21 protein-coding genes, 1 pseudogene and 1 riboswitch are annotated in these 25,443 nt (G+C 36.1%); of the genes and pseudogenes, 14 read left to right on the top strand and 8 right to left on the bottom strand.

What is annotated here, in order from left to right:
- Positions 1–189 precede the first annotated feature (189 nt).
- The 5 genes from BLQ56_RS11885 (at position 190) to BLQ56_RS23520 (ending at position 4,153) form a co-directional block, all read left to right on the top strand.
- Positions 190–495, top strand: a complete 306-nt coding sequence (locus BLQ56_RS11885) for a hypothetical protein (RefSeq protein ID WP_090854270.1) — start codon at positions 190–192, stop codon at positions 493–495.
- A 28-nt stretch (positions 496–523) separates the two neighbouring features.
- On the top strand, positions 524–1,009 hold the full coding sequence (locus BLQ56_RS11880) for a nitroreductase family protein (RefSeq protein ID WP_090854267.1): 486 nt from the start codon (positions 524–526) through the stop codon (positions 1,007–1,009).
- 32 nt (positions 1,010–1,041) lie between these two features.
- Entirely contained in the window at positions 1,042–1,902 is an 861-nt protein-coding gene (locus tag BLQ56_RS11875; RefSeq protein ID WP_090854265.1) for an EamA family transporter, read from the top strand.
- A 90-nt stretch (positions 1,903–1,992) separates the two neighbouring features.
- Positions 1,993–3,924, top strand: coding sequence for a fructose-1,6-bisphosphatase (gene fbp, locus BLQ56_RS11870; RefSeq protein ID WP_090854262.1), 1,932 nt, complete (start codon positions 1,993–1,995; stop codon positions 3,922–3,924).
- A gap of 79 nt (positions 3,925–4,003) precedes the next feature.
- Positions 4,004–4,153: a hypothetical protein gene (locus BLQ56_RS23520; RefSeq protein ID WP_204381077.1), complete on the top strand. Its 150-nt coding sequence runs from the start codon at positions 4,004–4,006 to the stop codon at positions 4,151–4,153.
- Positions 4,154–4,240: 87 nt separating this feature from the next.
- On the opposite strand, the gene BLQ56_RS11865 is transcribed toward BLQ56_RS23520, so the two are convergent.
- Positions 4,241–5,425 carry an MFS transporter gene (locus tag BLQ56_RS11865; RefSeq protein ID WP_090854259.1) on the bottom strand — a complete coding sequence of 395 codons (1,185 nt, stop codon included), beginning with the start codon at positions 5,423–5,425 and terminating at the stop codon, positions 4,241–4,243.
- A gap of 85 nt (positions 5,426–5,510) precedes the next feature.
- Positions 5,511–5,610: riboswitch (purine riboswitch) on the bottom strand.
- Between the two features lie 163 nt (positions 5,611–5,773).
- Entirely contained in the window at positions 5,774–6,505 is a 732-nt protein-coding gene (locus tag BLQ56_RS11860) for a MurR/RpiR family transcriptional regulator (protein ID WP_090854780.1), read from the bottom strand.
- 203 nt (positions 6,506–6,708) lie between these two features.
- On the opposite strand from BLQ56_RS11860, the gene BLQ56_RS11855 reads away from it, so the two are divergent.
- Positions 6,709–6,948: a Parvovirus coat protein VP1-like protein gene (locus BLQ56_RS11855; RefSeq protein ID WP_238457253.1), complete on the top strand. Its 240-nt coding sequence runs from the start codon at positions 6,709–6,711 to the stop codon at positions 6,946–6,948.
- Between the two features lie 140 nt (positions 6,949–7,088).
- Positions 7,089–8,738, top strand: coding sequence for a glycoside hydrolase family 13 protein (locus BLQ56_RS11850; protein ID WP_090854253.1), 1,650 nt, complete (start codon positions 7,089–7,091; stop codon positions 8,736–8,738).
- 182 nt (positions 8,739–8,920) lie between these two features.
- Here BLQ56_RS11850 and BLQ56_RS11845 read toward each other — a convergent pair whose 3' ends face one another.
- From BLQ56_RS11845 to BLQ56_RS11830, 4 genes and pseudogenes are all read right to left on the bottom strand, one after another.
- Entirely contained in the window at positions 8,921–9,913 is a 993-nt protein-coding gene (locus tag BLQ56_RS11845) for a DUF3231 family protein (protein ID WP_090854250.1), read from the bottom strand.
- Positions 9,900–11,009, bottom strand: a complete 1,110-nt coding sequence (locus BLQ56_RS11840; RefSeq protein ID WP_090854245.1) for an NAD(P)/FAD-dependent oxidoreductase — start codon at positions 11,007–11,009, stop codon at positions 9,900–9,902. The genes BLQ56_RS11845 and BLQ56_RS11840 overlap by 14 nt, the downstream gene beginning before the upstream one ends.
- Before the next feature lie 231 nt (positions 11,010–11,240).
- Positions 11,241–11,462, bottom strand: a pseudogene (locus BLQ56_RS11835) (hypothetical protein); the annotation flags it as partial.
- Positions 11,463–11,767: 305 nt separating this feature from the next.
- Positions 11,768–12,610: an AraC family transcriptional regulator gene (locus tag BLQ56_RS11830; RefSeq protein ID WP_090854242.1), complete on the bottom strand. Its 843-nt coding sequence runs from the start codon at positions 12,608–12,610 to the stop codon at positions 11,768–11,770.
- Positions 12,611–13,032: 422 nt separating this feature from the next.
- On the opposite strand from BLQ56_RS11830, the gene BLQ56_RS11825 reads away from it, so the two are divergent.
- On the top strand, positions 13,033–14,403 hold the full coding sequence (locus tag BLQ56_RS11825; RefSeq protein WP_090854240.1) for an MATE family efflux transporter: 1,371 nt from the start codon (positions 13,033–13,035) through the stop codon (positions 14,401–14,403).
- 134 nt (positions 14,404–14,537) lie between these two features.
- Complete coding sequence (locus BLQ56_RS11820; RefSeq protein ID WP_090854237.1) at positions 14,538–15,560, top strand: glycoside hydrolase family 88/105 protein; 1,023 nt, start codon at positions 14,538–14,540, stop codon at positions 15,558–15,560.
- A 256-nt stretch (positions 15,561–15,816) separates the two neighbouring features.
- On the opposite strand, the gene BLQ56_RS11815 is transcribed toward BLQ56_RS11820, so the two are convergent.
- Positions 15,817–17,232: a hypothetical protein gene (locus BLQ56_RS11815; protein ID WP_090854234.1), complete on the bottom strand. Its 1,416-nt coding sequence runs from the start codon at positions 17,230–17,232 to the stop codon at positions 15,817–15,819.
- Positions 17,233–17,637: 405 nt separating this feature from the next.
- Here BLQ56_RS11815 and BLQ56_RS11810 point away from each other — a divergent pair, with 405 nt between their 5' ends.
- On the top strand, positions 17,638–18,246 hold the full coding sequence (locus tag BLQ56_RS11810; RefSeq protein WP_090854230.1) for a DedA family protein: 609 nt from the start codon (positions 17,638–17,640) through the stop codon (positions 18,244–18,246).
- A gap of 235 nt (positions 18,247–18,481) precedes the next feature.
- Here BLQ56_RS11810 and BLQ56_RS11805 read toward each other — a convergent pair whose 3' ends face one another.
- Positions 18,482–19,003 (bottom strand): antibiotic biosynthesis monooxygenase family protein, encoded by a 522-nt coding sequence (locus BLQ56_RS11805; protein WP_090854228.1) that lies wholly within the window; start codon positions 19,001–19,003, stop codon positions 18,482–18,484.
- Positions 19,004–19,245: 242 nt separating this feature from the next.
- Between BLQ56_RS11805 and BLQ56_RS11800 the strand changes: the two genes are divergently transcribed.
- The 4 genes from BLQ56_RS11800 to hemY all read left to right on the top strand — a co-directional run bounded on the left by BLQ56_RS11800 (position 19,246) and on the right by hemY (position 25,202).
- Complete coding sequence (locus BLQ56_RS11800; protein WP_090854225.1) at positions 19,246–21,384, top strand: transglycosylase domain-containing protein; 2,139 nt, start codon at positions 19,246–19,248, stop codon at positions 21,382–21,384.
- Between the two features lie 258 nt (positions 21,385–21,642).
- Positions 21,643–22,677: a uroporphyrinogen decarboxylase gene (gene hemE, locus BLQ56_RS11795; protein ID WP_090854222.1), complete on the top strand. Its 1,035-nt coding sequence runs from the start codon at positions 21,643–21,645 to the stop codon at positions 22,675–22,677.
- 80 nt (positions 22,678–22,757) lie between these two features.
- The gene (hemH, locus tag BLQ56_RS11790; RefSeq protein ID WP_090854220.1) at positions 22,758–23,684 is read left to right on the top strand and encodes a ferrochelatase; all 927 of its coding nucleotides are present in this window, start codon (positions 22,758–22,760) and stop codon (positions 23,682–23,684) included.
- A 75-nt stretch (positions 23,685–23,759) separates the two neighbouring features.
- On the top strand, positions 23,760–25,202 hold the full coding sequence (gene hemY, locus BLQ56_RS11785; RefSeq protein WP_090854217.1) for a protoporphyrinogen oxidase: 1,443 nt from the start codon (positions 23,760–23,762) through the stop codon (positions 25,200–25,202).
- The last annotated feature ends 241 nt before the right edge of the window (positions 25,203–25,443 follow it).

Here is a 25,443-nt window from a genome sequence, read left to right as displayed (position 1 = left end):
CATGGGATATCCTGCGCATCCCGCAGGAGTCACATACCTTCCGTTCCAATCAACGGGCTCTACCACATTAAATAAGTCTTAAAACAACAATCTTTTATAAAAGAACCTTTTAAAAATGGATTGATTTTCGTGTATACAATTGTATACAATGTAATTGCAGATATATACATGTAAAGGAGGCCTGAAAATATGGAAAATGAATTTAAGGGTTTTGATGACGAAGTGCATCACCGTGGTGAGCGTCACAAAAGACGAGAACATTCTTCTCATAAACGGGGTGCCAAAACCTTTCGGAGAGGTAGAGCGCTTGCTTTTCTCGAAATGATGAATCTTAAACGTTCAACAATAAAGCAACAACTAGATGCTCCAGAATTTCAATCGATTAATCAAATTCTTATCGGTGAATTAAAAGCCATTGATATGGTTATTAACGAATTCACTCAACTATTTGAAATTCATGAAAACGAAACAAAAGACCCATGCCAAGATGAATAAAAAAACAAAATTATCGGAGGAATTTTTCATGAATATTTTAGAAGTCATCTACTCTCGTCGTAATATAAAAAGTTTCAAATCAAATCCGGTTAGTATGGACCAAATCCACAAATGGCTAGAAGTTGCTTCAATGGCCCCTAACCATAAAATGACTGAACCATGGGAAGTCTATTTTATTGGTGACAATACAAGAACAAAGTTAAACCACAAAACTAATTTCTTTGGTGCTCCTGTTGTATTTGCAGTGTTATCAAAGCACGGTGCTACAGATATTGAAACAGCTGAAAACGCACAAGCTACAGCTTGTTTTGTACAGAATTTTAATCTTGCTGCTTGGGCAGAAGGTGTAGGTACATTCTGGTCATCGATGGGAATTGTTGAAAAAAATCGTCAAGTTCTAGGTGTACCGGAAGGATATGATGTCATTGGCGTATTTGGTGTAGGTTATCCAGAAGAAATAAACAAACCAAAAGAGCGGACACCTATTCAAGAAAAAATAAAGTACCTTTCGTAATTTCTTTAGAGAGAAAATAAAGAGGGAATAGAATGAGCATTATTTTAGCGTTCTTTGCAGCTATTTTTGCAGCCATTACTGGAATATTAGCCAAGATAGGAATGGATCAGGTTAATTCAAACTTAGCAACAGCTATTCGAACGATTGTTGTTCTAATAATGGCTTTTATTGTTGTTTTATTTACTGATCAATTACATGCAATTTCAACAATACCAACTAGAGCATTAGTATTTATTGTCCTTTCAGGATTTGCAACTGGTCTATCTTGGCTTTTCTTTTTTAGAGCATTATCAATTGGTGAGGTTTCTAAGGTGGTACCAATTGATAAATCTAGTATCGTGCTAACAATTATATTATCTATCCTCATATTAGGAGAACCTGCTGAACCTAAAGTGTTGATAGGAGGATTTATTATCACCATCGGTACTTTTATACTGATTGGAAAGAAAAATCAGGATAAAAGATTTACAGGATCGCAAGTATATATCCTTTATGCTTTTCTAGCGGCAGTTTTTGCTGCATTTACTGCAATTCTAGCCAAAGTTGGTATGGAAGGTATTGATTCTAACGTTGGAACATTACTAAGGACCATTGTTGTTCTAATATTTGCTTGGGGAATTGTGCTTTTTCAAAAAACATATAAAGAAATGAAAAATATTTCTAAGAAAAGTTATCTCTTTCTCATTCTATCTGGGATTGCAACCGGCTTATCCTGGTTATGTTATTTTGCAGCCATTACATTAGGTAAAGTATCTATAGTAGCTCCTATTGATAAATTTAGTGTTGTTATTACGATCATCCTTAGCTTTCTTATTTTAAAAGAGAAAGCAGTCAAACATACTATTATTGGTGGTATTGTTATTACTGTGGGTACCTTTGTATTGATTTTATAGTCACTTCAGTGGTAGTTTTCGTTTATAATAGAATTATAATTGCAATATTCTGGATGTTATAAGGCTAATTATAAAAGGGGATGCACTCATTTGAACTCAAAATTCTTAGATTTATTGGCTCAAAGATATGATTGTGAAGAGAAAGTTGTAACTGAAATCATTAACCTTGAAGCAATTCTTAATTTACCAAAGGGGACAGAACACTTTGTCAGTGATTTACATGGCGAATATCAAGCCTTTCAACATGTATTAAGAAATGGTTCAGGGAAAGTGAAGGAGAAAATAACAGATATTTTTAAAGATACTTTATCTGAAAAAGAAATCAATGAGTTTGCCACACTAGTTTATTATCCTGAAGAGAAATTACAATTAATAAAGAACAATTTTAGTAATGTACAGGACTTAAACCAATGGTATAAAGAGTATATTGATCATATGATCAAACTTATCTCATACGCTTCCTCCAAATATACACGTTCAAAACTACGAAAAGCACTGCCTAATCAGTTTGTATATATTGTAGAAGAATTACTATATAAAACGGATGAATTCACAAATAAGAAACAGTATTATTCTAAAATCATTCAACAAGTTATTTCCCTTGGACAGGCTGATAAGCTTATAACTGGTCTTGCCTACACTACTCAAAGATTAGTTGTTGACCATCTTCATGTAGTAGGGGATATTTACGACCGTGGACCTGAACCTGATAAAATTATGGATACCCTTATAAACTATCATTCAGTTGATATTCAATGGGGTAATCATGATGTACTTTGGCTTGGTGCATTTGCAGGATCAAAGGTTTGTCTGGCAAATATTATTCGGATTTGTGCTCGTTATGACAATTTGGATATTATTGAAGATGTTTACGGGATCAATCTTAGACCACTTCTCAATCTCGCGGAAAAGTACTATAGTGACAATAAGGCTTTCAGGCCAAAGAGACACTCTGATAAACAATTTTCCGAACATGAAAAATTACAAATTACAAAAATACATCAAGCAATCGCAATGATACAGTTTAAACTTGAAATACCGATAATCAAAAGGCGTCCTTCCTTTAATATGTCACATAGACTTTTGCTGGAAAATGTTGATTTTGATAAAAACGAAATAACGATTCATGGGAAAACATATCCTTTAGAAAATACATGCTTTACAACAGTCAATAGAGAACTTCCTGAACAATTAACAGAGGAAGAAGAGCAGGTTATTGAAAAATTACTATTTTCTGTCCAACATTCAGAAAAATTGGCAAGACATATGAATTTTCTAATGAAAAAGGGAAGTTTATATTTAAAATATAATGGAAATTTATTAATACATGGTTGTATTCCATTGGATGAAAATGGAAATATGGAAAAAATGATGATTGAAAATAGAAGGTATGAAGGTCGGGAATTATTTGATATATTTGAACGGCATTTACGCCATTCTTTTTCACATCCCGAAGAAAAGGATGATCTTTCTACAGATATGATCTGGTATTTATGGACTGGAGAATATTCTTCATTATTTGGAAAGAGAGAAATGACAACCTTTGAAAGATATTTCATTAAAGATAAGTCCACTCATAAAGAGAGAAAAAATCCATACTATTATTTACGTGAGCAAGAGGAAATTTGTCGCAAAATTTTAATGGATTTTGACCTTAATCCTGAACAAGGTCGTATCATAAATGGTCATACACCAGTTAAGGAAATTGATGGAGAAGACCCAATAAAAGCAAATGGAAAGATGATTGTCATTGATGGAGGCTTTTCTAAGGCCTATCAATCTACAACAGGTATTGCAGGATATACATTGTTATATAATTCATATGGAATGCAGATAGTTGCCCATAAACAATTTAATTCAAAAGAAGAAGTTTTACTAAATGGAACAGATGTATTATCTGTAAAAAGGTTAGTAGATGAAGAGTTAGAACGGAAAAAGGTGTTGGAAACGAATGTTGGAGTTGAATTATTACAGGAAGTATCAATCTTAAACAGTCTTAGAGAATACCGTTATATAAAATAAGAGTAAGATGATTAGTCTCTCACCCAAAAGGCTGAGAGACCAGGGTTTATACAAGTGACGTAACACTGGAGGAGAAATGTTGAACTTAATAGCAAAAAATAAGAAAGTATTTTTGTTTATCATACTTATTATCTTCATCATTGCAGGTATACTTGATATTAAATATGAAGGGTTAATTTATCAATTATTACCCAATTCTATTCAATCACAATTAACTGATATTTTCTAATAACTAAACATAAAAAGGACTAAATGAGCTACCATGGCTGCTCATTTAGTCCTTTTTTAGAAGCTAAAATCTGTTTTTGACAAAAAATCACTGTCTTGCAAAAAGAGAGGAATTTGTACTTTCTCTTTGAACTGTTGGTCTTGTCAGAGAGTATACTGCAAATACTAAGGATATGATGACAACAATACCCCCAAACCAAGCTGTACTTGATACTGAACCAGTTTGGTTTAAAACGATACCACCAATTCCAGATCCTAGTGAAATACCTACCTGCAAAGCGGAATTATTAAAGCTCTGTTGAATATCTGAGGTAGCAGGGTCGGTTTGGATTAAATAGCTTTGTTGTGGTGGAGCAAGACTCCAACTTAAAGCTGCCCAAATCATCATCATTGGTATGAATAAGATTAGTGAAAAAGTCGTAAATGGTAATAAGAATAGGACAACAGCAAATGTACTAATCACAATGATAATGCTTTTAGGAGCTCCTATCCAATCTGATAGAGTGCCACCGAATGCTCCTCCACCTACTGCTGCAAGACCAAATACAAAATAACAGATACTTATCGCATAAGAGTCTAAATGAAGCTCAGTATCTAAAAAAGGAGTAAAATAAGCATAAAGTGTATAATGACCTGCTAACATAAACAATGTCGCTAAATGAGCACTTCCCAATTTCGCACTAGCTACAGCCCTTAATTGTTGAGAAAGTGGAATGGATCTTTCACCAGGGATGCGTTCAAGAAATAATGCAATAAGCACCATAGATCCAATTGACAATACAGCAATTCCAAGGAATATGACTCTCCAACCAAATGAATTGGCAACAAGAATGCCTAGAGGGACACCTAATACAAGTGATGAACTAATCCCCATATAAATAAGTCCTAAAGCCTTTGCACGATGAGCAGGAGCAACAACTTTTGCGGCAATAGTTAAGGAGAGCACCACAATCAATGCTGTACTCATTGCTGTTAACACCCTAGCAATCATCATAAAAGTATAATTAGGACTAAAATAGGTCATAACATTCCCCAGAAAGAAGATGAATAACGAAATAAGATACAACTTCTTACGTTCGATTTTGCTGGTCATAACTAGTAGAACTGGCCCGGCGACGGCATAAATAAGTGCGAAAACAGTGATTAATTGCCCGGCAGAACTTAATGAAATATTGAAATCGTCTGCGATTGTCGGTAAAATACCGCCTACGATCAATTCAACTAACCCAACAGCAACAGTTGATAATGCTAAAATAAATACTTTCAAATTCAATTTGTTTTCCAACCTTTCTTAGTAATTTAGCAGATAATTAGGATAAGAGACTTTTCTTAAAAGAAAAAATCCTGATTACAAAAAATGAAAAGAATTCATTTTCTGTAATCAGGATTTTATGGTTCCTGGTAGAGACCCTCAAGCCATATTCTAGAGGTTATACAGGTAGTATATAAAGTTATAAAATTTCATCTTAATTATCATACTATGCTTTAATTTAAATTTCAAGATTAATTTATTAAGGGGTAATGGAAATAACATTTAAATATATTTAGTGATAAGATATTAACCGGAAAAAGGTAGTGTAACAACAAATAGCGCTACCTTTTTAATTCAATCTGAACCAATCTAATCACTCCTTATACTCTTTTCATACACCTTTCGTGCCATTTCCTCTAATATAAAAATAACTGGAATTTGTGTAGTAATATTTGAAATATCAAAGAATTCCTCTGTCACATAATAAGAAACATTTTGGTCGGAAATCTTGGCAATCGTCGACTTTCCATTGTTTGTAATACTTAAAATGCTACTGTTTTTTTCTTTTAGTTTGTGAATGTGAGAAATGGTAAACTCATTTTCCCCAGAAACAGACAGTGCAATTGTAATACTATTATTTAAGTTGGAGTGAATGGGCGTGAACCAGTCTTTTAAATAGGTAGAAAATTTACCTAAGCTAGAGAAGTATCTAGCACCATATTCAGCAAGAGTGCCTGAACTACCCATTCCGATGAAGTAGATATGATCTGCTTTAGATATAGCTTCTGCAGCGGCTTCAAGCTTAGAATTGAATTTTTCATTTTGAGTACGTTCAAAAAATTCTGCTAAAATATGTTGACCGCTTTTAATAGTTGTTTCGCTTTTCTTATCAATGGTAAGCTTTAGTTTTACTTTAAATTCTGAAAATCCTTCGCAGTTTAATTTCCGGCAAAAACGCATGATGGTAGAAGTGGAAACATGAGCCTCATCAGCAAGATCTCGTATACGCATATAAATGACTTTTTCTTTGTTTTGCATAACATAATTGTAAATCAACATCTCCAATTCATTGAATGATGTGATTATTTCATTTGTAAACAAACTTGTCTCTCCTCTCATGCAAATTCTCCTTTTATTATACACTAAATAGAAACACCTTGTTATTTATATGAAACAATACCTCTGTACCTGACTCGGTCGATATAGGATACGATCCTATTAAAAATTGGCTAATTCCCAGTACACATATTTATAAGAAACATAAGATGTTAGAGACTGAGAATGAACGACAGGAGGTGTTAATAGTGCCATGTTTTCCAGGTTATCGATATTGTGGACCTAATTGCAGTGGGCCAGGTGCTCCAGTAAATAGACTTGATGCTATTTGCAAGCAACATGATGCTTGTTACCGAAAATTTGGTTCGAATCCAATTTGTGATGAACGGTTTTTAAACCAATTAAAGGCGATCATGAATAGTCGGACGAAGATGGGGAAAGATGCAAGATATATGTATAATGCCATCCAACTTAAACGTCTTATGTAGACTAATAGGGGACAAGCGCCCCTTTTTTGTCATTCTCTAAGCAACTCTATCCGCTACGTCCTCTATAGTAAACAACCATTTGAAAAGCCATCCTTAGTATGGGATTATAAAAAGGTAGATTTATTAAGGAGTGGGAATAAATGAACGTGAAATGGTGGCAAACAACAGTTATCTATCAAATATATCCACGCAGCTTTCAGGATAGTGATGCTGATGGGATTGGTGATTTAAAGGGGATCATACAACGATTAGATTATTTAGAGAAACTTGGAATTACCGCAATTTGGCTAAGTCCTGTTTATAAATCACCCAATGATGACAATGGCTACGATATAAGTGACTATCAAGATATCATGACGGAATTTGGAACAATGAATGATATGGATGAGCTAATCAAACAAGCAGACAAAAGAAAGATCAAGATTATCATGGATTTGGTTGTCAACCACACATCTGATGAACACAAGTGGTTTATTGAATCTCGTAAAAGTAAAGATAATCCATATCGTGATTACTATGTTTGGAGAAATCCAGTTAACGGTGATGTCCCTAACTCTCTTAAATCAATATTTAGTGGTTCCGCTTGGGAGTTTGATGATGAAACAGGTGAATATTATTTACACCTATTCAGTAAAAAACAGCCTGATTTAAACTGGGAAAATGAAAAAGTTAGAAGAGAAGTTTGGGATATGATGAATTTCTGGCTAGAAAAAGGTGTTGGCGGATTCCGAATGGATGTAATTGACTTAATAGGTAAGCTTCCTGATGAAGAAATAACAGGAAATGGACCGAAAATACATGATTATATACAAGAAATGAACCGTGAAACCTTTGGTAAATACGATGTTTTAACAGTTGGAGAAACATGGGGAGCAACCCCAGAGATTGCGAAGCTTTATTCTGACCCAAAACGGAATGAGCTATCAATGGTATTTCAGTTTGAACATATTAGCTTGGACCAACAACCAGGCAAAGAGAAATGGGATTATAAGCCCTTAGAAGTAAATGAGCTAAAACAAGTTCTTAGTAAGTGGCAAACAGCTTTAGGTAATGAAGGGTGGAATAGTCTTTTTTGGAACAATCATGACCTTCCAAGAATCGTCTCTCGCTGGGGAAATGATACAACCTACCGTGTGGAAAGTGCAAAAATGTTTGCAATACTACTTCACCTAATGAAGGGAACACCTTATATCTATCAAGGTGAAGAAATTGGAATGACCAATTATCTTGTCAAAGATATCAGTGAAGTTGAAGATATTGAAAGTGTAAATATGTACAACGAACGATTAGCAAATGGTTATCAGAAGGAAGATATCATTGCTTCAATCAACTTCAAAGGGCGTGACAATGCACGGACGCCGATTCAATGGGATCGCACAGAAAACGCTGGATTTACAAAAGGAACACCTTGGTTACACGTGAATCCAAATTATCAGGAAATTAATGTAGAGACTAATCTAGACAATCCTGATTCAATCTTTTACTGCTATCAAAAATTGATTAAACTAAGAAAAGATAATCCCATTATTGTATGGGGAGACTATGAATTAGTAACAGACACTCCTCAACAAGTTTTTATGTATTTAAGACATTATGAGGATGAGACTTGGGCTGTAGTAGCCAATTTTGGTGAGGAAATTGAAACAGTACAAATTGAACATCTAGGTCAGAGTAACAAAATCGTTATCAATAATTATGAAAGATCTACCGTTAATTTTCAAAAGCTTGAATTACAACCATATGAAGCATTTGCTGTGAAATTAAAAGAGAAGCGATTAACTATAGGTTGAAGCATATTGTTTACAATATATAGAAACTATGAGGTTTTAAACCAATTCCTGGTTAAGCTCTTTTTATTTTATCCCCCATGTGAAAATTAAATAGAGCACTTCATCTAAGCTTAGAAGGTACCGTTATGAAGAGCTTATGATCCAAACTAAACTTCTAACCTTTTAATCGTTATGTATCTTTATCATACTTCACGGGACAAAGCTCCAGGTATCTTTTCAATCCATTCTTTTTCAATAAGGAAACGAGTAATACTTTCTGATAAAACTCCGGCCCTAACTATTTGCTGTGTATACATTTTGACTAAATCGTGTCTCATTACTGCTCCAAGAGAAAAACCATATTGAGATATGAGCGATCCATATAAACCAGCTAAATGTGTAACCATGATTCGATCTGAAAAAACTCTTTCCTTTGAATCGATAACCTCAGCCGAATAACTGGATGGTATTGGCAAGTTATTTCTCTTTAATAAGTCAGTCAAAGTATTATATTGATTTTTGATAGATGTCATTCCTTCTCGAACTAATTCAAGTGTTTCTTCTAACTTGGCTGTCTGCTCAAAACCAATACAAAGTGCTTCCATAATAATTAAGAGGTCTAATATTTGGTACAAGTTAGCAAGTTCCATGCTATTTAATGGTCTTGTATCCCCAAACCAGCTATTTAGATAACTAGATTTTTGTATGTATTCTGGTGCGTGAGGAGCAGGGAGTGTTGGTGTCCTCCAATATATCCCCTTTTTTAAAAGAAGATCTACGATTTTATCATTTAATCTTATAGAGGATTTTAAACAATTGATATTATATTGACGCACATCTGCTCGAGTAGACAATGCTAAAGATTTAGAGTGGAATTCAAGGCCTAGACGTGCCCCTGTATGAAGGTACTTTAACAAAAAACGATTGGAAAATAAAGGGGTTGCATTTAACTCAATATCCTCTTCAGAAAAACCTATTGGAACAGGATATCCTTCATTATTAAGTATTGTATTTCTCTCTGAAAGGAGATCATTTGTTATTTGTAGTGCAAATACATATAAATCCTTAATTTCCTCATCTTTGGTTAGTCCCAAAAATGCTGTTAAAAACCATTTAGACATATCGTTAATAGAAAAACCTGTCCAAAGGTATCCTAGTTCAGATGATGTTATAGGGATTGATTTATGATTGGTCATCGGAATGCACTCCTCTATGAATAAATGGACGTAGTAAATAACTAGCTACTTTTAAAGGGTTTACTCTTTTGGTATGGAACAGCGTATCTCCCCAATATCCTTGGAGTGACCGAACGATTATGTCTAGACCGTCATTTGACATTTGTTCCATTGCTCTTCTTAATACAAGTGAATCTTCATAACTATGGCGAACCGGCTTCATAAGTTCTTCATAATTTCCTAATCCGCATATGTCATATGCAGCATAAATGCCGCTTAAAATTGCTGCGTACTGTCCAAATCCCATAAAAGGCATCGTGGTTCCAAAACAATTTCCCACATAGAAGGTATTTCCTATTCGGGCTGTGTGACAAATTCCAATCGGATACTTAGTAATTTGAAACTCATCTGTTATAGGTAACTTCTGATTTAGTTGAGACCGTACCATTTGATAAAATGAATCCCAAAGTTGACCTATATTTAGATCTTTATTTTGTTGTAAATCAGGAATTGCTAATGATATATTTGCTTCTTTTTTTGAATATGGGATAAGAAAACAGTATCCAAATGGAGAAATGTTATAATCAATCCAGGACATGACAGAATATCGATCAAAGCTACCTTCAATTGTTGCTCCTTTGATGGAAACTGTTAAATCTTCCCTAAAATTTCTAGTCTCTTTTGCATCTGCTCCATCTCCAGTCGCCAAGACAACATGGGAATACTTACTTAACAGGTGTTCATAGGTTTTCTCAGAATTAAAAACAATGGGTGAACTTAATTGCCTTCCCAATTGAGCTTCAAAGGAATCCCTTTCTCTACCACGTATATTAGTAAAACCAAGATGTCCATTAATAATTGCTTTCTGATTTTTTGAATAGAGCTCCATTCGCTGTATTGTTGAAGAAGGCTTAAGGTATATACCAAACTCCTCTGATAATGAAGCAATGCAATCTTTAACTGGAAAAGCAAATATCGACAGTAAGGTCTCCCCATTAACAAATCGATCTCCTATTTTACTTCTCTTCTCATAAATAGTAGGAGAAATTCCATTTTTTTCAAGGGTGATGGCACATGCTAAACCGGAGAGACCGGCACCCATTATAGCAATATCCATCTAAATACCTCCTAAAACTTTATAATAGGAGAATTCCCTTTAATTGTTTAATAAATGCATACATTTTTCGGGAAATTTGGAAATATCACTTAAGATTAATTACTTAGTGAACGAGCCAAAATTTAAAAATCGGTAAAACTATCTATCTTTGGTCAAGAAAATTTACAATCTGTGTTGAAAGAGTATCAAAAAATTAGCCACCCACATAGTTAGGTGAGGCCTTTTCTATAACTATATCAAAAACATCGCCACAATCGTCGTCACAACCAACCCTATCACAACCGGTAACAAGTTCCGTCTTGCAAGCTCAAACGGATCGACCCCACAAATAGCTGCTGCAGGAATCAACGCCCAAGGAACAAGCGTCCCACCACCAACCCAAATTGCCGCGATTTGACCTAATGCAGTTAGAGTGGCAGCACCAGCTCCAATCGCTGTTGCAAAAAGCTGAGAGTTTGTTTTTTGTGACTAGTGTATTTTTGAAGATAGGGAATTAAAGTCGCAATAATGATGTGAATTATAGTGGGGTTATCACAATATGCAATTCATACTACGTTCGGCAATATTGTATCAGAACTCGTCATTCCTTAATGCAAAGTAGACGTTATACTGTTCAGCAAACAACTAGATTAACAAGTTAAGGTTATGTGATTTAATGGTTAAAAGATGTTTGAGATTACTCGGAGTAATCTTAAACATTAAAAACAAGTTATGGATGAAGTAATATCTTACGAAAGGGAAATGTTCTTCTGGAATAGCTACTCTACGCTCCTCTCCATGCTTCGATAGATACTAGGTGATACGCCATTTATCTTCTTGAACATCTTGCTGAAATGATATTCTTCATAAAATCCACATAGCTTGGCGATTTCCTTGATAGGGAAATCAGTAAATATTAGATAACGGCAAGCCTGCTCGTTACGTAAATGAATAAGATATTCTTTTGGTCCCATACCAGTATATTTAATAAACAGCTTACGAAGGTATGATGCTGATATGTTGTATTCCTCAGCCAACAATTCAATTCGTGGGTTTTCCTTATATCCGTTTTCTATCCGTTTTTTCACCTGCTCGAAGGCGGAGAGTGCACCTGATTCAGTGATGCTCCAATCAGGTTGCTCGATTTGATGAAGTTTGTGAAGCAGAATCTGTAATTTTGCTTGAGACACGGAAGCACCATCTGCAATCCCTGGTTCCCACTCATGATGGATCTCCCTGCATAATATGCCGAGTTCCTCTGACTGTTTGAGAGTGTACTGACTCAGGAAAGGAAGCCGCAGTTTATCTATGGGAATTATATCTTTCCATAGTGCATCGTAAACTAGCTCTGCACAATCGAAGAGTATCATGGTTATACGGAGTGGAGCATGTGGTTCTGAGCGCATTGACATTTCTAGACCTGGTCTTAAATAAGTCATCATACCAGCCTGTACCTTGTGTTCAGTATTAGTCAAGAATGTCCCCTCACCCTCATGAATCCAATACAAACTATGAACATTCACAAGATTTCGAATGTCTTCCCAGCCAGGATATGTTACTTTATCGAGAACAAAATGAATATGTACCCCAAGGTGACTCAAATTGTATTTACGGATTTCCAAACCTGCATTTCCCCTTTAGTGTTTCATATATAAAAGCTCGATTTTTACAAGTTATTTGAGTTTTTTTGCATTCAGAAACAGATGATCATATGTTACTATCTATACTATCAAATAAGAACCAAGATGGCTATAAAGCTCTATATTGTGAGTGGAAATACAGTTGTTAAGGACATTTCAAGAGCATAATATCCGGGCTACAGAGTTAGGTGAACGGTCCGTGAGACTTTCTAAAAGTCCCTTCTAATGTCGGGATTCAAGAGAAATGGTATGAGCGTTTTCCACAGGCTTCACACTCTATGTATATTCCGTCAAGCTGGAAAAGAGGAGAGTCATAAACGTTTTACTGTAGAGGTGAAAGATGAAACGAGTCATGAGGAGGAATTCCATAAAAAATTCATTGTCAAAAGAAGGGTGAAATCAACATGAAGACGAGAGAATATCCAGTTCAAAAGCTCACTCTCTTTGCAATCACATGGCCAATTTTTATCGAAACTATGCTACATTTACTGATGGGTAACGCTGATACACTAATGCTTAGTCAGTATTCAGATGATGCCGTTGCCGCAGTTGGTGTTTCAAATCAAGTATTAATGTTAATTGGTGTGTTGTTTGGCTTCATAGCTACTGGAACTAGTGTACTTGTTTCTAGGAGTCTCGGTGCAAATTCATTTAAAGAAGCAAGTCAAATAGCGGTGGTTTCCATTGTTTCCAATATACTAGTTGGGCTTGTTATTGGGGTGGCCCTTGTCTTTTTTGCTTCAGACATTATTTCCATGATGGGTGTTTCTAGTAATCTTAATTCAGAAGCGACAGTCTATCTACAGATCGTTGGCGGTTGTCTATTTCTACAGTCAGGTATTATGACGATGGGAGCCATTTTACGTAGTTATCGTTTCACAAGAGATGCTATGTATGTCACACTTGCAATGAATGTTATTAATATCATTGGTAATTATCTTTTTATCTTTGGGATGTTTGGCCTTCCAGTGCTAGGTGTAACAGGAGTAGCGATTTCCACTATACTTAGTAGATTCATTGGATTAGCCATTATCATAATCATTTTATATAAAAGAATTAAACCTACACTACCTTTCTCTTATGTACTTAAGAGATTCCCACATATAGAGCTGAAAAGGTTACTTAAAATTGGAGTTCCTTCAGCGGGAGAGCACCTTTCATTTAATGGATCACAGCTTGTTATCACCTCTTTTATTGTGATGCTTGGTACGGAAGCAATAACAACGAAGGTTTATGCTCAGAACATTGGGATGTTTGTGTTGCTTTTTTCAATCGCCATCGGTCAAGGCAATCAAATTATCATTGGACATCAAATAGGTGCGAAGCAATTTGATGCTGCATATAAGCGATGTATTGATAGTCTTTTAATTGCCATAGGCTTAACAAGTATAGTCGGCTTAATTATTTATCTATTTAGTAAGCCAATCTTAACTCTTTTTACTGCCAATGAAAATATCATTGCAACAGGGAGTATTCTGCTGTTATTGACAGCCTTAGTTGAACCAGGCCGTTCGTTTAATGCGGTTGTAATCACCTCTTTACGTGCAGCGGGAGATGTGAACTTTCCTGTATTCATAGGGATTCTCTCGATGTGGGGAGTTAGTGTACCGTTAGCTTATATTCTTGGAATACACTTTGAACTCGGACTCGTTGGAGTATGGATTGCATTCATGGTTGATGAATGGTTAAGGGGGGGACTCATGCTTTGGAGATGGCGCCAAGGGAAATGGCGTCAGATGACGATAAGTAGAAAGGTGCAGTCTAGTGTTTCTTAACTGTCGTAGTTTCTTGTTGAAGAGTTGCAAATCCACGATATGATTGGCCAAGGTTATAACTAGTTAGACCCGGAATTGTATTTGGCTCAAAATCGGAGAGGATCAAAAAACTTTATGAAGAGAGGGAGAAGGAAATGGCAACGTTTGAATATGATGAAAATGAAGTTAAGGAAATCATTGACCGCGTAGTCCGAAGAACAATGAATATGGATTTTACATGGGGCTGGTCGTGTGGCGTAGCTTTTTATGGTATCGGAAAAGCCTGGGAAGTTACCGGAAACCAGGAGTATATTGACTTCTTGGTCAAATGGGTAGACGAATATCTTGAAATAGGGCTTCCGAAAATGATGGTTAATGCTTGTGCTATGGGACATACATTGCTGACACTGCATGAAGCCACAGGGGATTCGAAATACCTTGAACTAGCAGTAATGAAAGCTGAGTATCTTCGAAATGATGCGATTCGTTTCGAGGATGGAGTATTCCAACATACCGTTTCATCGAAGAATGATTTTCCCGAACAGGCATGGGCAGATACATTGTTCATGGCAGCTTACTTCCTGCTTCGTATTGGATTTAAGCTTGATAACAAGGAATATATCGATGACGCACTGAAACAGTTCTATTGGCATGAGGAGTATTTGCAGGACAATAAGACAAATTTGTTCTATCACGCATGGGATAATACTAGAAAGGATAATTTGTCTGGAATTTACTGGGCAAGGGCAAATGCATGGGCGGCTTATACGATGGCAAAGGCATTCAGAATGCTCAACCCCTTTATGCCTATGTGGATGCAGATTGGTGATGCTTTGAGAGACCAATTGAGTGCGCTCGTCAGATTACAGTCTCCAGATAATATGTGGCATACCATCTTAGACGATGAAACCTCATACCTTGAAACGTCGGCTACAGCCGGAATTGCAGCTGCATTGACAGTAAACGCACATCCATTGCATCAGAAATATATTGCAAAAGCATATGAGGGAATTTTGTCAAACATTGATGAAGAAGGTTCAGTTAGAAATGTATCTTCTGGTACGGCAGTAATGTATACAGCCGAAGATTACAAGCTGGTTCCTAAGAAAAGAATACAGGGATGGGGTCAGGGGCTTGTTCTTGCATTCATGGCTGCGTTGATTGAAAAAAAGAATTAAGTTAAAAAAACTAAGACACAAACTTTACGTGTCACTTTGTATTTTTTATAATCTTGCCATTTGGCAATAAGTCCGGGCTATATCAGTTGGGGTATGCATTGTAGTACCTTTACCTGCTTAGTTGGAAAGATTTTCATTCAGATAAAGTTGAGGTGCTGCGCAGTACAAGAATACTGTTCAGCACAACTTGCAATCTCTGTTAGACAGAGCTCCCAAAAAATTTAGCCTCCCACTATGTGAGAGGCCTTTGCTATAACTATATCAAAAACATCGCCACAATCGTCGTCACAACCAACCCAATCACAACCGGCAACAAGTTCCGTCTAGCAAGCTCAAACGGATCGACCCCACAAATAGCTGCTGCAGGAATCAACGCCCAAGGAACAAGCGTCCCACCACCAACCCAGATTGCCGCGATTTGACCTAATGCAGTTAGAGTTGCAGCGCCCGCCCCAATTGCCGTCGAAAAAAGCTGAGCGATTGATCCAGCAAGGGATATTCCTGAGAAGCCTGATCCGTCTAGCCCTGTAATAGCTCCTACTCCTGTCAACGTAATAGCTCCAACCGGTGCATTTAATGGAACGACAGAAGCTAGTGCTACCCCTAGGTCATTTACAATTCCCTGAGAATCTTTAGGTAAAAACTCTCCGATGATTTGAGTAAAACCAGAATCTCCTAAATAAAAGAAAGCAGCAATCGGGATAACTGGTCCAAAGACTTTGAATCCGAACTGAAAACCTTCTATTAAATAGGAGGTTGTTTTTTCAAGGCCTTTATTTTTATGGGCTGCAATTGTGATTAAAATTAAAATGAAGATGGCAGTTCCTCCGATTAATGCAGTAGCGTCACCACCTTGAAGATTGAGAACAGACATAGCTACTACATCTAATGCAAAAAGAAGAGGAATTAGGATTGCGAAGATTCTTTTTGTATTTGGTGTTAGTAATTGTGATAAAACATCTCTTTCTTTCTCGTTTAAGTCTCCTGTTATAAAATTTGATTGAGATATTGTTCCCACTTGTAAATTACCCTTCTTCATATCTCGTCTCAAGAAAATGTAGGCAACAACGGTTGTTACTGCACCCATGACAAACACTAAGGGGACACTAGCTGTAATGACTTCCATCACAGGCAAACCTGCAGCATCAGCTGTTAGTTTTGGTGCAGCCTGAATAATAAAGTCACCTGAAAGAGCAATCCCGTGGCCAAATAAATTCATTGCCATTGCCACACCTAAAGCAGGAAGGCCAACTCTCATCGCGACAGGAAGTAGTACTGCCCCAAGGAGTGCAACTGCAGGTGAAGGCCAGAAAAACCAGGAAATAACCATCATCAATATTCCAATCGTCCAATAAGCTAATGCCGGAGTTCGAATCAGTTTCGTGAATGGAGAAATCATATAGTCATTAATCCCTGTTATTGTTAAAGCTTTACTCATAGCAACGATAATCGAGATCACTAGAATCGTAGAAAGTAATTCAGTGATAGCAAAAATAAAACTATTAAAAATTCCACTAATGGAGCTACTTAAAGAACCTGTAGCAGTTATCGCCAAAATGAAAATTCCGATAATACAGATGAGAGAAGTATCTCTTCTCATAACCATAAACCCGATAATGAGCAATATGAAAGAAACATAAATCCAATGCAGAGCAGTTAATTCAATGAGCATAAAATGTCCTCCTTACTGTTTGGCATCATTAGTTAAGGAAAACGAGAGTTTCGAATAAAGAAGAAACAATTTGTGGAATAGGTGTCAGTTGGAATAAAATAATGAAACTCAACAATACTTCAACCTACCCTAATGAATGTAATACAGAATATGAAAATTAGGCGAAGGTGCTACAATTATTTTTTAATAGAATTTAGGGAGATATGTCAAAGTTAAATAGGCGGGAATGATATAATAAGCTTTGATATATAATTTTTAATACATCATAAAATCAAAGTAGTTTTGGGCATAGCCTTATTCAACAAGATATTAATGTAAACAGTAAAGTAACAGCCTTTTGTTGGGTTTTAGAATGCGCCTTGGTTTACTAAAGGTTAATTTAAAATAAATTTTAAGGGAGTATGTATGGAAAAATTTTTGACTACGTTTATAGAAGAGTATGGTTACTTAGGTGTAATGCTTTTAATAGCATTGGAGAATGTATTTCCTCCAATACCATCGGAAGTAATCTTAACTTTTAGTGGATTTATGACTACTAAAACAAGTTTGTCAATTTCAGGAGTTATAATTGCTTCTACAATAGGCTCTATAATAGGGGCTGTTATTCTCTATTTAATAGGTAATCAACTTGTTATAGGCAGATTAGAGAAAATCATTGATAAATGGGGTAAGGTTCTTCGATTGAAAAAAAAGGATATTTATAAGGCGGACGCTTGGTTTGATAAATACGGACCTTTTACAGTATTCTTTTGTCGGTTTATCCCTTTGATCCGTAGTTTGATTTCAATACCAGCTGGAATGTCAAAGATGAAATTTGGTATTTTTATTATTCTAACTACATTAGGTACACTAGTTTGGAATGTTGTACTTGTTTATTTAGGGGCTTCAGTTGGATCTTCTTGGGAAGATATTGTAAATATAATGGAGATTTATTCAAACATAATTTACGCGACTATCGTTGTGTTAGTAATAGGTATAGGGTTTATATTTATTAGAAAAAGATTAATTAAGTAAGCATGTCTGTGTGTTTAGACATTCATTTTCATGAAAAGATTAACTGAAGATATAGTCTAGGACGTAAATTTATAAAAAGAATTTAGGGAGATGTGTCAAACTTGTGAAAATTTCCTTGGAAATATGAAGGATATTGTCAAATTCCTCCGACAGAGGTGAATGGCGGTTATTGGGATAAAGGTTTATTCAGAAAGGAGAGGGAAATACGATATGATATTTCCCTCTCCTATTATTCTTATAATGTATCTTCTTCTTCCTGATATCCAATGTAAGTAGTCACATAAGAAGGACGTGGAAAATAGGTTTTTTGATGATCAATTCCCTCTGAGGTCCCTCTCTTTTTATGTGCTTGCTCATATGCTTTCGATTGTTGCCAATTTTTAAAGTCTTTTTCACTTTCCCACATGGTCATTATGATGTATGTGTCACTATTAAGTGGACGAAGAACTCGGATTGCAATAAATCCTGGTTCTTTTTCTATTAACCCTGCTCTATTTTTAAATCTGTATTCAAAAATAGGTCGACCCTCATCAGTTACTGGAATATTATTACATACGATAAACCCTTCAGTTAAAAATTCCCCGACTGAATCCACAACTTCATACTTTCTAGGTTCACTAAAAATGGTATCACCACTTGTCTCATGAATGAGGATGCAGCGATCTTCATTTTGATAAATGATTAACTCCTCATTAGGATATTGAGTAACAATCTTGTTTAGATAATTAGGAGTACCTTGAGTTATATAAAAGTTCATTTAACCACCTCCAAGCTTATTTAAAATGATTATACCAGTACTTGAGGAAATATTAGACATTAAATGCTTAATTTATACATACTGTGAAAGTTTAACAGTCATAATAAATCATATGTAGGAGCTAAAGACTACAAAATTTGTCGAATTTGCTATATGATTGGTAGAGGAAATCCCTGTATACAGATTCGTGAAAATAAGAAACGATTTTGTATAAGCGAATGGAAAGGGGAGGTGGTATGCATATGAGAAAGAAACTATTACTAGTTAGTTCTGCTATTACATTTACAATTATTCTTAGCTTAATCGGTTATATAGTTATTCTTTACGCTGGTGATTATGTAATCGATGAAAAGAAACTAGTGATGAATTCTGCTACTAAGCTTGTAAATGAGGATGGAGAATTAATCTCAAAGCTATACCTAGAGAACAGAGACTTAGTTCTAATCGATGAAATCCCTGAACATGTTCAGAATGCATTTATTGCCGTAGAGGACACAAGGTTCTATCAGCATCATGGGATTGATGTTAGATCAATACTGAGGGCTCTTTATAAAGATATTATTGCAGGAAGTAAGGTTGAAGGTGGAAGTACAATTACTCAACAACTTGCGAAGAATGTATTCCTTACGAATGATAAAACTTGGTTACGTAAGACCAAGGAAGTGATTATTAGCATCAATCTTGAAAAAGAATATAGCAAAAGCAAACTATTAGAAATGTATTTAAATCGAATCTACTTTGGGCATGGGGCATATGGCATTCAATCTGCGTCAAAATTATATTTTAACAAGGATGCTAACGAATTAACCGTGGAAGAGGGAGCTCTCTTAGCGGGGATACCGAAAGCACCATCTACTTATTCCCCAATTTCAAATCTAGAAAAAGCGAAAGCACGGCGTGATTTAATCATTAACTTGATGGCGAATAGGGGTTATTTAACGCCTGAGGAAGCAGTCCGTTTTGAAGGAAAGACTGTGCAGTTAGATATACATCAACAATCATCAAATCCATCACTAATGACCTATATTGATATGGTGTTTGATGAGGCAAAATCCGTGTATGGTCTATCAAATGAAGAGTTACTTCGTGGTGGATACACGATTACTGTTCCGTTAAATCGTGAAGTGCAAGATATAGCGTATCAACTATTTCAAGATCCTTCCTATTTTCCCGGAACTGATGAAAATGCTGAGGGTTCCTTTGTTCTATTAGATAACAAAACAGGCGGTGTGTTAGCAGCTATAGGTGGACGTAATTATGTTCAAAAAGGCTTAAACAGGGTATTGGTAAATCGTCAGCCTGGTTCGACCCTAAAACCGTTAGCTGTCTTCGGTCCTGCACTAGATGAGGGGAAATTTGAGCCTTATTCAATGTTAGTAGACAAAAAACTAACTTATGGAGATTATGAGCCGAAAAATTATAACAATGTCTATAAAGACGAGATAACAATGTATGATGCATTGCTAGAGTCATCAAATGCACCTGCTGTTTGGATGCTAGATCAATTAGGAATTGACACAGGGAAAAAATACCTTTCAAAGTCGGGAATTTCTATACCAGATAGTGGACTATCTATTGCATTAGGAGGGCTTGAGGAAGGGATTTCACCTATGGATATGGCTAAGGCTTACCGAGCATTTGCATCTAACGGAAATATCATCCAGCCTCATGTGATCTCACGAATTGTGGATCGAAATGAGAAAATAGTAGGGGAAGCAAGCCTTGAGGAGAAAGATGTTTTTTCAAAACAGACGGCTTGGTATATGACTAGGATGCTTGAGGGTGTCGTGGATGTAGGTACAGCAAGATCCGGAAACTATTCAGGTGCATTAGCTGGAAAAACAGGCACAACGAATTTTCCTGCGAAGGAAGGTACAATTAAGGATGCTTGGTTTGTAGGATACACGCCTTCTGTTGTAGGTGCTGTTTGGATGGGCTATGATCGTTCCGATGTTAATCATTACTTGGAACATGGAAGCAGCTACCCTACTAAACTGATGAAGGATATCCTTGAAAAGTCCAGTCTTCCAAAAGAAGTTGCTTTCACGATACCAACAGATGTAACAGAATTAGAACCTCCTATTCGACTGTCAGATGTAGATGACTTAACAGCAGGAATCTCATTTCGACCTCTGGGATTATTTACGGTTTCATTACAATGGACACCCTCTCAGGATGAAAGAGTACAATATCACATTTATAAAAAAGCTGACAAGACTGATGAACTGATTGCGACTGTTGAGGGTCAAGGAGAATATGAACTTGAGAATACGAACATTTTCTCTTTACCATCATTCTATATTGTTCCATACAATCCACAAACAGATGAGGAAGGTTCAGCATCCAATATTGTTCGCCCTGATTTCTTCTCAAAGCATTAAAAAATAGTGGGCGAAATTTTGACTTTTGAGCATGAATCTATGCAAAATAGAGGAGAAACATTTATAGTGAAAGAAGAAGGTATCTCTGGAAATGTCAAGAATCACTTTATACCTAATTTTTAGGTCTCGGTCAAGTGGTAACTGGCGCTTCGTTTTTGAGAACCTCTTCTCTATATACCTTTATGTGATTTTTAATTTATACATAGTAGAAATATGAGTTACTTAATTGTTTTTTAGTTATGGAAGGGGATTAATAAAATGAGTAAGATTACAAACGATACATTTTTAAAAGCAGCTAAAGGTGAAGATACAAAGCATGTCCCATTATGGTATATGAGGCAGGCAGGTCGTTCTCAACCTGAGTACCGGGCATTAAAAGAAAAATATAGTTTATTCGAAATTACCCACCAACCTGAAATTTGTGCTTATGTTACCAAACTTCCGGTAGATCAATATAATGTCGATGCCGCTATCTTATATAAGGATATTATGACACCGCTACCTGCTATAGGTGTTGATGTTGAGATTAAGACTGGAATTGGTCCAGTAATTAGTAACCCTATTCATTCTTTAAGAGATGTAGAAGCTCTTGGGCAAATTCAACCAAAAGACGATGTACCATATGTGTTGGATACCATTAAATTACTAACAACAGAACAACTATCTGTTCCTTTAATTGGATTTGCTGGTGCCCCATTTACACTTGCAAGCTATATGATTGAGGGAGGTCCATCTAAGAACTACAACAAAACAAAAGCCTTTATGTATGCTGAACCAAAGGCTTGGTTTGCATTAATGGACAAATTGGGTACAATGACGATTGCTTATGTTAAAGCGCAAATTGAGGCTGGTGTTAGCGCTATTCAAATTTTTGATTCATGGGTAGGGGCACTAAATGTAGCCGACTATAGGCATTTCATCAAACCGATTATGCACCGTATCTTCACTGAACTGCGCGGAGAAGGAGTGCCATTAATCATGTTTGGAGTTGGCGCAAGTCATTTAGCACTTGAATGGAATGACCTACCGATCGATGTGGTTGGACTGGATTGGAGATTACCTATTAGTCAAGCACGTGAAATGGGTATAAATAAAACGGTTCAAGGGAACTTGGATCCTGCCATTCTATTAGCTCCTTGGGAAGTGATCGAAGATAGAACGAGAGAAATCTTAGACCAAGGTATGAAACAACCAGGTTATATTTTTAATTTAGGACATGGTGTTTTCCCTGAGGTTAAACCTGAAACATTAAAGCGATTAGCTACCTTTGTTCATGAATATTCAATGAAATAAAGACATCTTCATTTACATATGATAATGAATAGATTAAAATTAGTATTACTTAATAATTACTATAAGAGGTGTTTTTATAAATGACTAAGAAAAAAATGGGCTTATTAGTAATGGCCTATGGAACTCCATATAAAGAAGAAGATGTCGAGCGGTATTATACACATATTCGTCGTGGTCGTGCTCCTTCAGCTGAGATGTTACAAGACTTAAAGGACCGCTATCAAGCAATAGGTGGAATATCTCCATTAGCTAAAATCACAGAAGAGCAAGCAAAAGCTCTTGAAATGCATCTTAATAAGGTTCAAGATGAAATTGAGTTTAAAATGTATTTAGGCTTAAAGCATATCGAGCCATTTGTTGAAGATGCTGTAAGACAAATGCATCAGGATGGTATTGAAGAGGCTGTTAGTATTGTATTGGCTCCTCATTTTTCAACGTTTAGTATAAAGTCTTATAATGGTCGTGCGAAAGAAGAAGCCGAAAAAATAGGTGGACCAACGATAGCGTCTGTTGAAAGCTGGTATAATGAGCCTAAGTTTATTCAATATTGGACAAACAAGGTGAAGAACACCTTTGCTGGAATGTCTGAAGCAGAACGTGAAAAAGCTGTATTAATTGTTTCTGCACATAGTTTACCTGAAAAAATCATCGCTGCTGGTGACCCATATCCAGATCAGCTTAAAGAAACAGCAGATCTAATCGCAGAATCTGCAGGTGTAAAGAATTATCATATTGGCTGGCAAAGTGCTGGTAACACTCCAGAGCCATGGATTGGACCTGATGTACAGGATTTAACAAGAGAATTGCATGAATCTAAAGGATACACTTCTTTTGTGTATGTACCAGCAGGATTTGTGTCAGATCATTTAGAAGTTCTATTTGATAATGATGTCGAGTGTAAAATCGTGACAGACGAGATAGGAGCTTCGTATTATCGACCAGAAATGCCAAATGTACAAGAAGAATTTATTGATTGTTTGGCAACAGTGGTCTTAAAGCATATTTAATTGAAAAAAATGTTCAGCATACTGTTTAGTTCACTTTTAAAAGCAGTAATGAACAATGAAAAGAAGGCGATCTAAGTGAGTGATGCAAGCCAAAAGGTTGTCATCATTGGTGGGGGGATTGCTGGTTTAACAGCAGCTTACTACTTACAAAAAGAAGCAAGGATGAACGGTCTTACTATTGATGTTGAATTACTAGAAGCAAGTCATAAGCTTGGTGGTAAAATTCAAACGGTTGTTAAAAATGGCTTTGTCATTGAAAAGGGGCCTGATTCCTTTTTAGAACGTAAAAAAAGTGCTGCTAGACTGGCTGAGGAAGTAGGAATGGCCGATAAGCTGGTAAATAACTCTACAGGCAAGTCATATGTACTTGTGAGAGGGAAACTTTACCCAATGCCTGGTGGTTCAATCATGGGAATCCCTACTCAAATAGGGCCCTTTGTTACAACTGGTTTATTTTCACCAATAGGAAAGTTGAGAGCAGGCTTTGATTTTGTTTTACCTAGATCTGGTGTGACAGGTGACCAATCTCTTGGTGAGTTTTTCAGAAGGCGCTTAGGTAATGAAGTGGTTGAGAACTTAATTGAACCTTTGCTTTCTGGCATATACGCCGGAGACATTGATCATTTAAGCTTAATGTCAACATTCCCTCAATTTTATCAAGTTGAGCAGAAGCATCGCAGTTTGATTCTTGGTATGAAACAGACTTCTCCATCTAAAACAAAGAGTACTGGAACTAAAGAGACTAAACCTAAAGGAATGTTCCTAACTATTTCCACAGGTCTTCAATCTTTTGTAGAACAAATTGAGTCTAAGTTGAATCCTGGTTCAGTTAAGCTTGGAATAAAGGTTGATCAAATTTCAAAGATTTATGACCAATATAGTCTAAGTTTAAGTAATGGGGAACACTTGATAGCTGATAGTGTTGTTGTAGCAACTCCGCATCAAGCTACACAATCAATGTTCTCGGACTATTCCTTCTTTGATACGTTTAAAACAATGCCGTCAACCTCTGTTGCCAATGTAGCAATGGCATTCCCAGCTTCCGCAATAAAGCAGGATATTGATGGTACAGGTTTTGTTGTTTCACGAAATAATGATTATACGATTACTGCCTGTACGTGGACGCATAAGAAATGGGCACATTCAACACCAGAAGGCAAAGTCTTACTTCGTTGTTATGTTGGAAGAGCTGGTGATGAAGCAATTGTTGATCAATCAGATGATGAAATTATCAAAGTTGTATTAGATGATTTAAATAAGACAATGAATATTACGTCAAGTCCTGAATTTGCTATTGTTACACGCTGGAAGGACGCAATGCCACAATATACAGTAGGACATAAGGATCGACTGCAGGATATCAAAGCTTCGATGAATGAGCAACTACCAGGTATCTTTTTAGCAGGTGGTTCATATGAAGGGCTTGGGCTTCCTGATTGTATTGATCAAGGAGAAGCTGCTGTTCAAAATGTTTTAGAATATTTAAAGACAAATCAAAAAGAGTTCGTAACAAATTAGATTTTTATATAAGACGGTTATTGTCACTTGTGTGCTAAGTGGTAATGGCCGTTTTTTCTTGTTGATTTTATAGGGTTGTTAGTAAGAATGGAGAAGAAGAAAAGAGCTTGTTCTGGGATGAAAGACAAAAACTGGTGAGGTTGTTGAAAAAAGTCTTTCATTGAGCTTATGAAAGACAAAATCTGTTGAGGTTGTTGAAAAAAGTCTTTCATGAAGGCTATGAAAGACAAAATCTGTTGAG

The sequence above is a fragment of the Litchfieldia salsa genome (assembly GCF_900104555.1).
Taxonomy (GTDB): Bacteria; Bacillota; Bacilli; order Bacillales; family Bacillaceae_L; genus Litchfieldia; species Litchfieldia salsa.
This window is presented reverse-complemented; position numbering and strand designations above follow the sequence as displayed.